Origin of the sequence: Pseudomonas sp. PDM30 (assembly GCF_019218985.1) — a bacterium.
GTDB classification, from domain to species: domain Bacteria; phylum Pseudomonadota; class Gammaproteobacteria; order Pseudomonadales; family Pseudomonadaceae; genus Aquipseudomonas; species Aquipseudomonas jessenii.
Window position 1 is genome coordinate 41,712 of record NZ_JAHUWM010000014.1, and the last position, 13,440, is coordinate 55,151.

The window sequence follows — 13,440 nt, forward strand, 5'->3', positions numbered from 1 at the left end:
TATCGATAGTCGCTCATAGGATGAGTTTCGTGCAATCAGACAATGAGCGTGAGCCAAATGGAACGGACCTCGAACCTGCAACCCCGGACGCTGGAAAACAGCACCAGCGGCTGGATCAACGGCCTGATCGGCGTGGTGATCTTCAGCGGCTCGCTACCGGCGACACGGGTGGCGGTGCTGGAGTTTGACCCCGTGTTCCTGACGGTTGCGCGCGCGACCATCGCGGCGGTCCTGGCGTTGTGCCTGCTGTGGTTATTCAAGGAAAAACGCCCGGCGCGCCAGCAACTGATTCCGTTGATGATCGTCGCCCTGGGCGTGGTCATCGGCTTTCCCCTGTTGACCGCGCTGGCGCTGCAATACGTGACTTCCGCGCACTCCATTGTCTTCGTCGGCCTGTTACCCCTGGCAACAGCGGTGTTTGGCGTTCTGCGCGGCGGCGAGCGGCCAAGGGCGGCGTTCTGGATTTTCTCGGTGCTGGGCAGCCTGCTGGTGGTCGGGTTTGCCCTGTCCCAAGGGCTGACCGCCTCCCCCCAAGGCGACATCCTGATGCTGCTGGCCATCCTCGCCTGCGGCCTGGGTTATGCCGAAGGCGCGAAACTGTCGCGCACCCTCGGTGGCTGGCAGGTGATTAGCTGGGCGCTGGTGCTGTCGCTGCCGGTCGTGGCCGTGCTCAGCTGGATGCGCATGCCGGCTTCGTTCACCGGCATCAGCACGCCGGCCTGGTTCAGCCTGGCTTACGTCTCGCTGTTCAGCATGCTGATCGGTTTCGTGTTCTGGTATCGCGGCCTGGCCCAAGGGGGCATCGCCGCCGTCGGGCAATTGCAGCTGCTTCAGCCGTTTTTCGGGCTGACCCTAGCCGCCACCCTGCTGCATGAGCATGTCAGCCTCGGCATGCTGGGTGTCACCGTCGCCGTGATCCTCTGCGTCGCCGGGGCGAAAAAGTTCGCCAGATAACCCCGTGTACGGTGGTTTGCGCCCATCACTGTATGGGTCTGGCCAAGGGTGAGCCGTGATAAAAATAGCGCTCTTGCTACAGGAGCCCACCATGGACCTCGCCACCCTCACCCTGTTTCTGCCGGCCTGTTTTGCCCTCAACATGGCGCCAGGCCCCAACAACCTGTTGTCGGTCAGCAATTCGACCCGCTATGGCTACCGCACCGCGTGCGTGGCCGGTATCGGCCGGTTGTTGGCGTTCGCCGGGATGATTGCCCTGGCCTCGGCGGGGCTGGCGGTGGTGTTGCAAACCTCCGAGCTGCTGTTCTACGCCATCAAGATCCTCGGCGCGGCTTACCTGTTCTACCTCGCCTGGCAATTGTGGCGCGCAGATCCGGGTGTGGAAAACGTGGTCACCTCAGCGCCCGTGGGCACGCTGGCGCTGGCCCGGCAGGAATTCCTGGTCGCGGCCGGAAACCCCAAGGCCATCCTGATTTTCACCGCGTTCCTGCCGCAATTCGTCGACTCGACCCACGCCATTGCGCCGCAGTTCGTGGTGTTGGGCGCGCTGTTTCTGGTGCTGGAATGGGTCGCCATCGGCGCTTACGCCTACATGGGCCTGCACATGCGCCGCTGGTTCGCCAGGCCATCGGGCAAGCGGATGTTCAACCGCTGCTGCGCCGGGTTGCTGTCGGCGGCGGCTTCGGTACTTCTGATGGCCAGACGCGCCTGAAGTAGATATTTTTCCCATGTGGGAGCGGGCTTGCTCGCGATTGCTGTCTCACATTCAACATTGATGCTGCCTGATACACCGCCATCGCGAGCAAGCTCGCTCCCACATTGACTCGCAGTGTTCAAAGGAGCGAAATTCGCTGTCGATTTTCCGGTGGAGGTCGCCCATGCCGCGATCTATGCTGGGCCCATGAACCTACAAAAAACGCTTCTACCGCCCCGTGCCGAGATGGTTCGCGCCATGCTCGAACGAGACACCTCCTACGAGGGGGTGTTTTTCACGGCGGTCAAGACCACAGGCATCTTCTGTCGCCCCGGTTGCACCGCCCGCAGCCCGAAGCCTGCGAACGTCGAGTTCTTTGCCAGCGCCGAACAATGCCTGGCGGCGGGCTATCGCGCCTGCCTGCGCTGCAAACCGCTGGACACCGCCGCCAGCGCGCCGGACTGGGTGCAGAAACTGTTCAAGTCGGTAGACGCCGACCCGGAACAGCGCTGGACCGACGCCCGGCTACTGGCTGAAGGCATCGAACCACTGAAACTGCGTCGCTGGTTCAAGCAGCATTTCGGCATGACCTTCCACGCCTGGCTGCGCACCCGGCGCCTGGGCGTGGCGTTGGGCGGAATCAAACAGGGCGACTCCATCGATGACGTCGCTTTCGATTCCGGCTACGAGTCCCTGAGCGGTTTTCGCGATGCCTTTCAAAAATCCTTTCACATCACCCCGGGCCGGGCGGCCAACAGCGAGCCGCTGCTGTTCACGCGCCTGACCACACCCCTGGGGCCGATGATCGCCATGGCCGAACGGCGTGGGCTGGTGCTGCTGGAGTTTCTCGATCAGACCTCGCTGAACCCTTCGGTCCAGGCGCTGCAAAACCGTTTCGGTTATGCCGTGGCACCGGGGCACAACGCGCATTTGCAGCAGATCGAAGAGCAGTTGTCCGCGTATTTCGCCGGTACGCTCACTGAGTTCAGCGTGGCCTTGCACATGCCCGGTAGCGAGTTCTCCCGCCGGGTCTGGGCTGAACTGGCGAAGATCCCTTACGGCCGGACCACCACCTACGGCGCCATTGCGGCGATTCTGGGCAAGCCCGGTGCCAGCCGGGCGGTGGGCCTGGCCAACGGGCATAACCGCTTATCGATTGTCGTGCCCTGCCACCGGGTGATCGGCGCCGACGGCTCGTTGACCGGCTACGCTGGAGGCCAGCCGCGCAAGGCGTTTCTGCTCAGGCTGGAAAACGTAGCGGTGCAGCTCACGGAGCAGCTGGCGTTCTGATCCCCCCCACAGTTTTTTCATAAGGAAGGAAACTCGATGGACAGGCTCGACAATCAACTGCACCAACTGCATCTCGAGGGTTTGCTGATCCTCACCAACGTCGCCGATGCCGCCGGTGCGCGGCTGGTGGAGCAACTGGGCAACAAGGCCGTCGCCACCAGCAGTGCGGCGGTGGCCTGGGTACATGGCTATCCGGACGGCAACACCCTGCCCCTTGAGCGCCTGGTCTCGACGGTCGAGTCGATCGCCCGGGTCATTTCGGTGCCACTGACCGTGGACATCGAAGCCGGTTACTCCGATGACCTGGAACGGGTGGCAACAGTGGTTGACGCCGTGATTGCCGCCGGCGCTGTCGGAATCAATATCGAGGACGGCTCCTCGCCGCCGGAATTACTGGTACGCAAGATTGAAACCGCGCGCCAGGTGGCCGATCGACGTAACGTGAACCTGTTCATCAATGCGCGCACCGATGTTTATCTTCGGGGTCTGGTGCCTGCCGAAGATCGCGTCGCCGAAACCCTCGAGCGCGCCAAGCTGTATCAGGCGGCCGGTGCCAATGGCCTGTTTGCGGCGGGCGTTACCGCGGAGTACGAGATCAAGGCGCTGTGCCACGGCACCTCGCTGCCGCTGAATGTGCTTGGCTTCCCGGGCCTGCCGTCGCCCGAAGTGCTCACAGAACTTGGTGTGCGCCGCCTGTCCGCAGGTTCAGGCATCGCCGAATTCCTCTACGGTGCCATGGCCGGCATCGCCAAAAGCTTTCTGCAAACCGGCAAGTTCGATACCCACGACCTGAAGGCCCTCACCTATGGCGAAGTGAACGCCCTCTTGAAACCGTCCGGGAAAGCCTGAGCCCATGGCTGACGGCTATCAGGCGGCCAGTGCGTTCCTGGCGGCCATCGATGACGACTGGCGCCGCCACATCGACGCCGTCGGCCCGTGCCTGCACCAGCCGCACGCGGCCCGTGATCCGTATGAGTCGCTGGTGCGGGCGATTGCTTATCAGCAACTGCACGCCAAGGCCGGTGATGCGATTGTCGGCCGCCTGCTGGCACTGTTCGGTTCGGGTGCGTTTCCCAAGCCTGAACAGATCGTCGCGACCGATTTCGACCGACTGCGCAGTTGCGGATTTTCCGCGAGCAAGATCGCGACCATTCAGGGTATCGCCCAGGCGTCGCTGGACGGCGTGGTGCCCGATTACGCCACGGCGCTGGCCATGGACGATGAAGCACTGTTCGAACGCCTGATCACGTTGCGCGGCGTGGGCCGCTGGACCGTGGAGATGCTGCTGATCTACAGCGTGGAGCGGCAGGATATCCTGCCGGCCGATGACTTTGGCGTGCGTGAGGGCTATAGGCGACTCAAGGGCCTGGAGGTGCAGCCGACACGCAAGCAGATGATCGAGATCGGGTTGGGGTGGAGTCCTTATCGGACGGTGGCCTCCTGGTATTTGTGGCGGGTGCCTGGCCGGTAGACCGCGTTATCGTTCATCGCGATCAAGCTCGCTCCCACATGGACTCTGTGTACATAAAATCTTTGGCAGACACAAAACCTGTGGGAGCGAGCTTGCTCCAGGCGGCGATCCGACGATGGCGTCAGTAGCGACACCACATCATCCAAAACCAGTCACAACCCCGACTTCAACCGACTGAACGCCCTGATCAACGCCCGGTTGAACGCCTTGCCATTGTCATTCTTGCTGTACAGCGAAGCCCGGACCGCGGCCGGCGGATACGTCCCCGGATCGTTGCGAATCGCCGGGTCGATCAAGCCGTCCGCCGCCGTGATCGCATTGGCGTAGTGGATGGTGTCGGTGATCGGCGCGATCACTTGCGGGGTCATCAGGTAATCCATCAACGCCAGGCCGGCCTGCGGATGCGGCGCGTCCTTGGGAATGACCATGGCATCGAACCAGATCAACGTGCCCTCCTTCGGAATCCGGTACTTCAGCGAGTACGGCTTGCCCGCCGCCTCGGCCTGGCCCGCCGCGATGGCCACGTTGCCGTTCCACGACATCGCCACGCAGGTGTTGCCGTTGGCCAGGTCGCTGATGTTCAGGTCGTTGTCGAAGTAGCGGATGTACGGACGAATCTTCGCCAGTTGCTGCTCGGCCAACTTCAGGTCATCGAGGTTCTGGCGGTTGATGTCCAGGCCCATGTACTTCATGACCGCCGCAAACACTTCGTTGGGATCGTTGAGCAAGCTGACCCCGCAATCGGCGAATTTCGAGACCACGGCCGGATCGAACAGCATCGCCCAACTGTCGGTCGGCGCGTCGGGCAGGCGCTGTTTGACAGCCTGTTCCTGATACCCCACACCTGTGGTTCCCCAGGCGTATATCCCGGCATAGCGGTTGCCCGGGTCGAACACCGCCATGTGCTGGCGGAACTCCTCGCCGACGCCGGCAAAGTGCGGCAGTTGCTGCTTGTCGACCGTCTGCACCGCGCCACTCTCGATGGCCCGGGACAGATGCTGCCCCGCCGTCAGCACCAGATCGTAGCCACTGCGGCCGGTGAGCAGCTTGGTCTCGACGGTTTCCAGGGAGTCGAAGTGGTCGACCACCACATGGATGCCGGTTTTCGCTTCAAAATTCTTCAAGGTGTCCGGGGCCAGGTACTCGCCCCAGATGTACAGGTTGACCACCGGTTTGGCGGTGTCGGCAGCCTGCACACACAGGGGTGCAAGCACCAGCAGTATTGCTTGAGTCAGTTTGTGCAGGCCCACGATCACGCTCCCCTTTTGTTGCTGGCGGTGACGGCGTACTGCGGCATGGTGATGCACGCGACGTTGCCGCCACCGAGGAGGATTTCCCGGGAGTTTTCGATGCCGACGATGCTGTGTTGCGGGAACAGCTCGGCCAGGGTCGCCAGCGCCACTTTGTCGTTGCGATCACCAAACAGCGGCACCACGATGGAGCTGTTACCGGCGTAGTAGTTGATGTACGACGCGCAGATTTTCGTCCCGGCCTGGCGGGTATGGGTGCTGTCCTGCCGGTCCAGGCCTTCGGCTTCTTCGGCGGTCCACTCCAGCACATCCGGCTGCGGCAGCTTGTGCACGATCAACTCGCGGCCACGACTGTCGCGGGTGCTGCGCAGGATGTCGTAGGCCTCCTGATAGATTTCCCATTGCGGGTCGTCGCGGTTGTCGGTCCATTGCAACACCACTTCACCGGGGCGTACGAAGCACGCGAGGTCGTCGACGTGGCCGTCGGTTTCATCGAACTTGCAGCCCCGCGGCAGCCAGATCACCTGCTCGGCGCCGAGGTAATCGGTCAGGCGGCGGGTGACTTCGTCCTTGCCCAGGTGCTGGTTGCGATTGCGGTTGAGCAGGCATTGCTCAGTGGTCAGGATGCTGCCCTGGCCGTCGCTCTGGATGCCGCCCAGTTCGGCGATCAACGGTGCGCGATAGCGGTCGAAGCGTTCGATTTCGAGGATCTTGCCGGCGATCTGGTCGTCCTTGTCCCACGGATAGTACAAGCCGCCGTCGAGGCCGCCGTAGGCGTTGAATTCGAAATCGACGCCGCGCACTTCGCCACTCTGGTCATTGACCACAAAACACGGGCCGCTGTCGCGGAACCAGGTGTCGTTGCAGGTCATTTCGACCACGCGTACTTGCGGCGGCAACTGGCGGCGCGCGGTGGCGAACTGTGCCGCCGAGGCACACACGGTGACCGGTTCGCTCATGGAAATGGCGGTGACGATCTGCACCCAGACTTTCTGCGCCGGCTTGGCACCGTTGCGCCAGACGTCGGTACGCTCCGGCCAGCCGAGCCAGCAACCGGACTTGGCTTCGAATTCGCCGGGCAGACGGAAACCGTCCTGTTTGGGAGTGGTGTCGAGCAAACGGGCCATGGTCAAACCTCTTCAGCGGGGATTGGAATGACCACAGGCTAAGGGCGACAGCGACTGGCTCGCCAACGATGATTATTTCGGAATACTTGAATTCAACTCATCAATCGAGCAACTGATCGTTGAACCATTCCAGCATTTGCGCCACCGCCGGACGCTCCAGCCGCAGCCGCTCGCACACCAGCGCATATTGGCCCAGCGCGGTCATGCTCGAGGTGAACGGCCGTACCAGCCGCCCGCTGAGCAAATCTTCCTGGGCCGTCAAGTTGTCGCCCATGGCCACGCCCTGCCCTTGGGCCGCGGCCTCCAGTGCCAGCCCGGCGTGGGCGAAATACAATTGACGATCAGGGCGCTGGTCACCGGCATGGCTGGTCAGCCACGCGGTCCAGGTCTTGCCGTCCTGGTCGTCGTGCAGCAGACAGTGGCGGGCCAGGTCCTTCGGGGTTTTCAGGGTGCCCTGGTTGAAAAGGCCGGGGCTGCAAACCGGGAAGAACTGCAACGCAGGCAGCGGCCGGACGAAATACGCGGTGCTGTCCACCGGGCCGGTGCCGTAGGTGATCGCCAGGTCGATGTCTTCCCCGGGTGCCGTGGCGTCGATCGGCTGTTCGTACAGATGCAAGGTGATGTGTGGGTAACGCGCGTAGAAATCCGTGAGACGACTCATCAGCCACTTTTGCGCCAGCTCGGCGGTGACCGCCAGACGCAATACCGCCAGGGATGAAGGGTCGCGCAGTTCATCGCAGGCATCACCGATCAGTTCGAAAGCCTGCTGCAAACTTTGCATCAGGCGCCCGGCGGCCAGGGTCGGGCGAATCTGCCGGCCCTCGCGCACGAACAGCGGCACACCGAGTTGCTCTTCGAGTTGGCGAATCTGGTGGCTGACCGCGCTGTCGGTGACACACAGCTCGGCCGCCGCCCGACCGAAATGGGCGTGACGGGCGGCGCATTCGAAGGTTCGCAGGGCTGCCAGGGAGGGTAATCGTCGCATCAGGTCATGTCCCGGTTTCGAGGGGGACATGCTGACTTGGCCTTTCGTGGGCGTCCAGTGGGACCGCGTTATCGTTCATCGCGAGCAAGCTCGCTCCCACAGGGGATTGCATTCCAAATGTGGGAGCGAGCTTGCTCGCGATGGGGCCAGTATATTCACCATAAATCCACCGCCCTATCACGCTGGCTGATCAACGATGACATGCCCCCGAACCCGGCGCATGTTGAACCCTCAACCGGAGGGATTCGCCATGCTCAACACACTCAAACAGATCAACTCAACCTCGGCCTTCAACCGCTGGGCCGGCTTTGAAGTCACCCGCGCTGAAACTGGTGGCGACCGGCGACGCGATTCTGGTGCCGGTCGAGTAGCCCTTACGGTCTAGGCTGTTCAGGGTACGCTCAAGTCAGCCGGAGGCTCCCATGCATCTCGAAGGTTCCTGCCATTGCGGCGCGGTGTCGTTCAGTTTGACCAGCGCCCACCCCTACCCTTACCAGCGTTGCTACTGCTCGATCTGCCGCAAGACACAGGGCGGTGGCGGCTATGCGATCAACCTCGGTGGCGATGCCGCCAGCCTCAAGGTTCGCGGGCGCAAACACATCGCGATTTACCATGCGCGGCTCAAGGAACAAGACGACAAGCGCGCCCACAGCAGCACGGCCGAGCGGCATTTCTGCTCGGTCTGCGCAACGGCTCTGTGGCTATTCAGCCCGGAGTGGCCTGAGTTGATTCACCCCTTCGCCTCGGCCATCGACACGCCGCTGCCGGTGCCGCCGGAGCACACGCATCTGATGCTCGGTTCAAAAGCGCCGTGGGTGGAGGTCCAGGCGCTGCCCGGGGATCAACAGTTCGATCTGTACCCCGTGGAATCCATCGCCCAGTGGCATGAGCGTCTCGGCCTGGTCTGCCGAGAATAATTATCAGTTTTTTTCATACGGCAGTTCCCCTTTGCGTTTTTCGTTCGGTCAACCCCTCAGAAGCACTTCAACTACCGATCGATTCGATGCAAAGGGATCCCCATGTCGCACCCGCTTGTCGCCCATTTCCGTTTTGCCTTGTGCCCTCTCGCGCTGGCCTTGCCTGCCGCCCTGCTGAGCCTTGTACCCGTTGTCCACGCCGCTGAAACCGATGCCGAAAAGAACTCGGCCCGGGACGACGGCGTACTGCAACTGGGCGCAACGACCATTTCCGGCCAGGCGCTGGGCGCTACCACCGAAGGCACCCACTCCTACACCACCGGTTCAACATCCACGGCCACCGGCCTGCCCCTGTCGATCCGCGAAACGCCGCAATCGGTGACCGTCATTACCCGTCAGCAGATGGACGACCGCGGTGTGCAGAGCATCGGCGACGCGCTACGCAACACCCCCGGTATTTCGACGCAGAAGTACGACAGTGACCGCACCGAGTTTTCCGCCCGTGGCTTTGCCATCACCAACTTCCAGTACGACGGCGTGAACATTCCGTATGACGGTGTCTACGGTGAAAACCCTAACAACGGCGACGACGCGTCCAGCCTGGACCGCATCGAAATCGTCAAGGGTGCGACCGGCCTGATGACCGGTTCGGGCGACCCGTCCGCCACCGTGAACCTGATCCGCAAGAAGCCGACCAAGGAATTCAAGGCGTCGATCAGCGGCACCGTCGGTTACTGGGACGCGTATCGCAGCGTCGGCGATATTTCCGGTTCGCTGAACGATTCCGGCAGTGTGCGTGGCCGCTTTGTCGGCGCTTATTCCGACAAGAACTCCTACCAGGATCATTACAGCCAGAAGAAAGACCTGTTCTACGGCATCCTCGAAGCCGATCTGACACCCGACACCCTGCTGACCTTCGGCGTCGACAAATCAAGCACCACCCCGCGCGGCTCGTCCTGGACCGGTAACCCGGTGTACTTCTCGGACGGTGGCCGTACCGACTTCCCCCGTCACTTCAACCCGGGCGCCGACTGGAGCCGACGTGACTTCGACGACATCACCTACTTCGCCTCCCTGGAACAGGCCCTGGCCAACGATTGGAAGTTCAAGGCCAGCATCGACCAGAAAACCACCGATCACGACACTCGCCTGGCCTCGGCCAGCGGCGGCAACCCGGACCGCGCCACCGGTGAAGGCATGTTCCTGTACTGGGGTCGCTGGGAAGGTCATCGCGTGCAAAACACCGCTGACGTGAACGTCACTGGCCCCTTCACCCTGGGAGGCCGCGAGCATGAACTGGTGGCTGGCTTCATGGCTTCCCACTCGCGCCAGACCGGCGCGACCTACGACACCAGCGCCTTCGAATTGGTCCCGGGCAGCATCTACGACTGGAACGGCGATCTGCCGGAACAGAACTTCCCGAAAAACGGCAAGTACGAACGCATCCAAAGCCAGAATGGCCTGTACCTGGCCACGCGCCTGCACGCGACCGACGATCTGTCGATCATCCTCGGCAGCCGCCTGAGCACCTTCAAGTACAACGAGGATTATTCGTACTATCCGGGTGCGGGACTCGATGACACCCATGCCAGCTACAAGGAACATGGCGTGGTCACGCCCTATGCCGGTGTGGTTTATGACCTGGACGACACCTATTCTGCATACGCCAGCTACACCAGCATCTACCAGCCACAAACCTACAAGGACGCCAACGGTTCGACCCTGGCACCGGTCGAGGGCGCCAGTTACGAAGCCGGCCTGAAAGCCGCTTACTTCGACGGGCGACTGAACGCCAGCCTGGCCTTCTTCCGCATCGAGCAAGACAACCTCGCCGAATCGATCGGTACCAACCCGGTCACCAACGAAGGCATCTACAAAGCCATCGACGGCGCAACCACCAAGGGTGTGGAACTGGAACTGGCCGGTGAAGCGGCCGAAGGTTGGAACCTGTCGGCCGGCTATACCTACGCCCGCACCCGTGACGCTGATGAACAGCGCATCTTTGGCTTCCCGCTGGCGACCTCCAAACCGGAACATGTCGTGCGTACGTTCACCACCTACCGCCTGCCCGGCGCACTGGATCAGGTGACCATCGGTGGCGGTATCAGCTGGCAGAGCGCGTTCTACGGCAAGATCTACAGCCCGACAACGGGCGGCGACACCCGCATCAAGCAAGGTGGCTACACCCTCGTCGACCTGATGAGCCGCTACCAGTTCAACGAAAACCTGAGCTTCACCGTCAACGCCAACAACGTCTTCGACAAACGCTACCTGACGGGCCTGGGCAACTTCGACACCACGTACTACGGCGAACCACGCAACGTGATGTTGACCACCAAGTGGGATTTCTAAGCTGAGCGCCCGCCAGAAAACTGATACCTGTCAGTTAACACTGGAACCTGTGGGAGCGAGCTTGCTCGCGATAGCGGACTGTCAGCCACCTCAGGTGTGGCTGCCTGATCCGTCATCGCGAGCAAGCTCGCTCCCACAATGGGTTGCGGTGTTTATGCCGCAGCCGGTATGCCGCTATGGAAGCGAAATTCCACATCCGGGGATTCGATCAGTTCCTGCTCGGCGGCACGGACCCTGTCGATCACCTGGGCGATGTCCTTGGCGTCCCCATATTGGTAGGCCAGCTTCAGGTAACCCTGGAAATGCCTGGCCTCGCTCTTGAGCAGACCGAAATAGAACTTGCCCAGTTCTTCGTCCAGGTGCGGCACCAGCGCTTCGAAACGCTCGCAACTGCGGGCTTCGATGAAGGCGCCGACCACCAGGGTGTCCACCAGTTTCACCGGCTCGTGACTGCGCACCACCTTGCGCAGCCCCGACGCATAGCGCCCGGCGGACAGCTGGCGCAGTTCGATCTTGCGCCGTTTCATCAGGCGCATGACCTGTTCGTGGTGCACCAGTTCTTCCCGGGCCAGGCGCGACATCATGTTGATCAGATCGACGTGGGAGTGATACTTGGCGATCAGGCTCAACGCGGTGCTGGCGGCCTTGAATTCGCAGTTCTTGTGGTCGATCAGCAGGGTTTCCTGATCGGCCAGCGCGGCCTGGATCCAGCCGTCGGGGGTGCGGCAGCCAAGGAACTCGTGAATTTCGGGAAGGATCATGGGGCTCACGGAAAAATAGGTTCAAAACGAAGGGCGCCGATTATACCGGCCTGCCCGCAGACCACCAGTCGCCGACCGTTGATATGCATCAAGTCCCCGAATCGCCGACAGCAACTATAGTTGTGCAACGCCGTGCTTTTTCATTTTCAGGAGATCCCGCTCATGCAAGCCATTCGCAGCATTCTGGTGGTCATCGAACCCGAGCACTCGGAAAGCCTGGCGCTCAAACGGGCGAAGTTGATCGCCGGTGTGACCCAGGCGCAGTTGCATCTGCTGGTGTGCGACCCCAAGCATGATCACAGTGGCATGTTGGGTGTGCTCAAGGCCGCTTTGACGGAGGACGGCTACAGCGTCACCACCGAGCAGGCCTGGAACGACAGCCAACACCAAACCATCGTCGATGTGCAGCAAGCCGAAGGTTGCGGCCTAGTGGTCAAGCAGCACTTCCCCGACAGTCCGTTGAAAAAAGCCCTGCTGACCCCGCAGGACTGGAAGCTGTTGCGGTCCTGCCCGACTCCGGTGCTGCTGGTGAAAACCGCCGATTCATGGAAAGACAAAGTGATCCTGGCAGCCATCGACGTCGGTAACACCGACCAGGAACATCGCCACCTGCACAACACCATCATCGATCATGGCTATGACATCGCAACCCTGGCCAAGGCCCGCCTGCACGTGATCAGCGCCCACCCGTCGCCGATGCTGTCGGCGGCCGACCCGACGTTTCAACTGAGCGAAACCATCCAGGCGCGCTATCGCGAACAGTGCAAGGCGTTCCAGGCGGAATTCGACATCGACGATGATCACCTGCACATCGAGGAAGGCCCGGCGGATGTGCTGATTCCGTTCATGGTGCACAAACTGCAGGCAGCGGTGACGGTGATCGGCACCGTAGCGCGCAGCGGGTTGTCAGGGGCGTTGATCGGCAATACGGCGGAAGTGGTGCTCGATGCGGTCGAGAGCGATGTGCTGGTGCTCAAGCCGATGGAAGTGGCGGATCATCTCGAGGAGATTGCGGACAAGCATTGAGATTTTTGCTGTTTGGCCGGACGCCATCGCGAGCAAGCTCGCTCCCACAAGGGATTTGTGAACGACTCTGATCAATGTGGGAGCGAGCCTGCTCGCGATGCTCTTAGCCGCCAAAGGCGTCTTGCAGGAACCCCGGCGCAATATAGCGCTGGTAATGGGCTTCGGAGAGCAGGAAAAATTCCCGATCAATGGCGTCGCGCAATTCCGGCAGGTTCCACTCGCGAAACTCCGGCAGCAGCACCATCCCGTAGGCTTCCAGGTTGTTGATCACCCGCGCACCGCGCGCGATCAACTGGTAGGCCCAGCAATATTCCGATTGATGGGGCACGAAGCGGATCTTGCGCTGTTCCAGCTGCATTCGGAGCAGCGCCGGATCGAAAATTTCCACCTTGGCGGCCATCACCTGTGACAGCAACTGCTCAAGACGCAGCCATACCGCGCGCTTTTCTTCCTCGTTGTAACCGTTCCAGTGGATCACTTCGTGGTGGAAACGCTTGCAGCCACGGCACACCAGGTCACCGTAAACAGTGGAGCAGAGGCCGACGCAGGGAGTCTTGATGGTCTGATTGGGCATAGATAGGCAAAACGCGAAAAAGCAGAACAGGCCGGCATG

At 61.7% G+C, this 13,440-nt stretch carries 13 protein-coding genes; 8 read left to right on the plus strand and 5 right to left on the minus strand.

What is annotated here, in order from left to right:
* The first annotated feature begins 57 nt into the window (after positions 1 to 57).
* The 5 genes from KW840_RS25960 to KW840_RS25980 all read left to right on the plus strand — a co-directional run bounded on the left by KW840_RS25960 (position 58) and on the right by KW840_RS25980 (position 4,409).
* A complete protein-coding gene (locus tag KW840_RS25960) occupies positions 58 to 954 on the plus strand; it encodes a DMT family transporter (RefSeq protein ID WP_218498226.1) in 897 nt (298 codons plus the stop codon).
* Positions 955 to 1,045: 91 nt separating this feature from the next.
* On the plus strand, positions 1,046 to 1,666 hold the full coding sequence (locus KW840_RS25965) for a LysE family translocator (protein WP_057715056.1): 621 nt from the start codon (positions 1,046 to 1,048) through the stop codon (positions 1,664 to 1,666).
* A gap of 189 nt (positions 1,667 to 1,855) precedes the next feature.
* Positions 1,856 to 2,938 carry a bifunctional transcriptional activator/DNA repair enzyme AdaA gene (locus KW840_RS25970; RefSeq protein WP_218498227.1) on the plus strand — a complete coding sequence of 361 codons (1,083 nt, stop codon included), beginning with the start codon at positions 1,856 to 1,858 and terminating at the stop codon, positions 2,936 to 2,938.
* Positions 2,939 to 2,974: 36 nt separating this feature from the next.
* On the plus strand, positions 2,975 to 3,787 hold the full coding sequence (locus tag KW840_RS25975; protein ID WP_218498228.1) for an isocitrate lyase/phosphoenolpyruvate mutase family protein: 813 nt from the start codon (positions 2,975 to 2,977) through the stop codon (positions 3,785 to 3,787).
* 4 nt (positions 3,788 to 3,791) lie between these two features.
* Positions 3,792 to 4,409, plus strand: coding sequence for a DNA-3-methyladenine glycosylase (locus KW840_RS25980; protein WP_218498229.1), 618 nt, complete (start codon positions 3,792 to 3,794; stop codon positions 4,407 to 4,409).
* Positions 4,410 to 4,561: 152 nt separating this feature from the next.
* Here the strand turns inward: KW840_RS25980 and KW840_RS25985 are convergent, their stop codons facing one another.
* The 3 genes from KW840_RS25985 to KW840_RS25995 all read right to left on the minus strand — a co-directional run bounded on the left by KW840_RS25985 (position 4,562) and on the right by KW840_RS25995 (position 7,771).
* Positions 4,562 to 5,659: an extracellular solute-binding protein gene (locus KW840_RS25985; RefSeq protein WP_218498230.1), complete on the minus strand. Its 1,098-nt coding sequence runs from the start codon at positions 5,657 to 5,659 to the stop codon at positions 4,562 to 4,564.
* Positions 5,660 to 5,661: 2 nt separating this feature from the next.
* Positions 5,662 to 6,786 carry an agmatine deiminase gene (aguA, locus tag KW840_RS25990; protein ID WP_218498231.1) on the minus strand — a complete coding sequence of 375 codons (1,125 nt, stop codon included), beginning with the start codon at positions 6,784 to 6,786 and terminating at the stop codon, positions 5,662 to 5,664.
* Between the two features lie 100 nt (positions 6,787 to 6,886).
* Positions 6,887 to 7,771, minus strand: coding sequence for a LysR substrate-binding domain-containing protein (locus KW840_RS25995; protein WP_090454991.1), 885 nt, complete (start codon positions 7,769 to 7,771; stop codon positions 6,887 to 6,889).
* Between the two features lie 422 nt (positions 7,772 to 8,193).
* Here KW840_RS25995 and KW840_RS26000 point away from each other — a divergent pair, with 422 nt between their 5' ends.
* Positions 8,194 to 8,688 carry a GFA family protein gene (locus tag KW840_RS26000; RefSeq protein WP_057715061.1) on the plus strand — a complete coding sequence of 165 codons (495 nt, stop codon included), beginning with the start codon at positions 8,194 to 8,196 and terminating at the stop codon, positions 8,686 to 8,688.
* Between the two features lie 102 nt (positions 8,689 to 8,790).
* Positions 8,791 to 11,040, plus strand: a complete 2,250-nt coding sequence (locus tag KW840_RS26005; RefSeq protein WP_218498232.1) for a TonB-dependent siderophore receptor — start codon at positions 8,791 to 8,793, stop codon at positions 11,038 to 11,040.
* 152 nt (positions 11,041 to 11,192) lie between these two features.
* On the opposite strand, the gene KW840_RS26010 is transcribed toward KW840_RS26005, so the two are convergent.
* Positions 11,193 to 11,801 (minus strand): tRNA-(ms[2]io[6]A)-hydroxylase, encoded by a 609-nt coding sequence (locus tag KW840_RS26010; protein ID WP_090454987.1) that lies wholly within the window; start codon positions 11,799 to 11,801, stop codon positions 11,193 to 11,195.
* Between the two features lie 162 nt (positions 11,802 to 11,963).
* Between KW840_RS26010 and KW840_RS26015 the strand changes: the two genes are divergently transcribed.
* The gene (locus tag KW840_RS26015; protein WP_057715063.1) at positions 11,964 to 12,827 is read left to right on the plus strand and encodes a universal stress protein; all 864 of its coding nucleotides are present in this window, start codon (positions 11,964 to 11,966) and stop codon (positions 12,825 to 12,827) included.
* 103 nt (positions 12,828 to 12,930) lie between these two features.
* Here the strand turns inward: KW840_RS26015 and KW840_RS26020 are convergent, their stop codons facing one another.
* Positions 12,931 to 13,401: a DUF1289 domain-containing protein gene (locus KW840_RS26020; protein WP_057715064.1), complete on the minus strand. Its 471-nt coding sequence runs from the start codon at positions 13,399 to 13,401 to the stop codon at positions 12,931 to 12,933.
* Positions 13,402 to 13,440 lie beyond the last annotated feature (39 nt).

Bases quoted from the DNA above. Each gene is read 5' to 3' on its own strand.
- KW840_RS25960 (WP_218498226.1), top strand. From the start codon at position 58: ATGGAACGGACCTCGAACCTGCAACCCCGGACGCTGGAAAACAGCACC.
- KW840_RS25965 (WP_057715056.1), top strand. From the start codon at position 1,046: ATGGACCTCGCCACCCTCACCCTGTTTCTGCCGGCCTGTTTTGCCCTC.
- KW840_RS25970 (WP_218498227.1), top strand. From the start codon at position 1,856: ATGAACCTACAAAAAACGCTTCTACCGCCCCGTGCCGAGATGGTTCGC.
- KW840_RS25975 (WP_218498228.1), top strand. From the start codon at position 2,975: ATGGACAGGCTCGACAATCAACTGCACCAACTGCATCTCGAGGGTTTG.
- KW840_RS25980 (WP_218498229.1), top strand. From the start codon at position 3,792: ATGGCTGACGGCTATCAGGCGGCCAGTGCGTTCCTGGCGGCCATCGAT.
- aguA (WP_218498231.1), bottom strand. From the start codon at position 6,786: ATGGCCCGTTTGCTCGACACCACTCCCAAACAGGACGGTTTCCGTCTG.
- KW840_RS25995 (WP_090454991.1), bottom strand. From the start codon at position 7,771: ATGCGACGATTACCCTCCCTGGCAGCCCTGCGAACCTTCGAATGCGCC.
- KW840_RS26000 (WP_057715061.1), top strand. From the start codon at position 8,194: ATGCATCTCGAAGGTTCCTGCCATTGCGGCGCGGTGTCGTTCAGTTTG.
- KW840_RS26005 (WP_218498232.1), top strand. From the start codon at position 8,791: ATGTCGCACCCGCTTGTCGCCCATTTCCGTTTTGCCTTGTGCCCTCTC.
- KW840_RS26010 (WP_090454987.1), bottom strand. From the start codon at position 11,801: ATGATCCTTCCCGAAATTCACGAGTTCCTTGGCTGCCGCACCCCCGAC.
- KW840_RS26015 (WP_057715063.1), top strand. From the start codon at position 11,964: ATGCAAGCCATTCGCAGCATTCTGGTGGTCATCGAACCCGAGCACTCG.
- KW840_RS26020 (WP_057715064.1), bottom strand. From the start codon at position 13,401: ATGCCCAATCAGACCATCAAGACTCCCTGCGTCGGCCTCTGCTCCACT.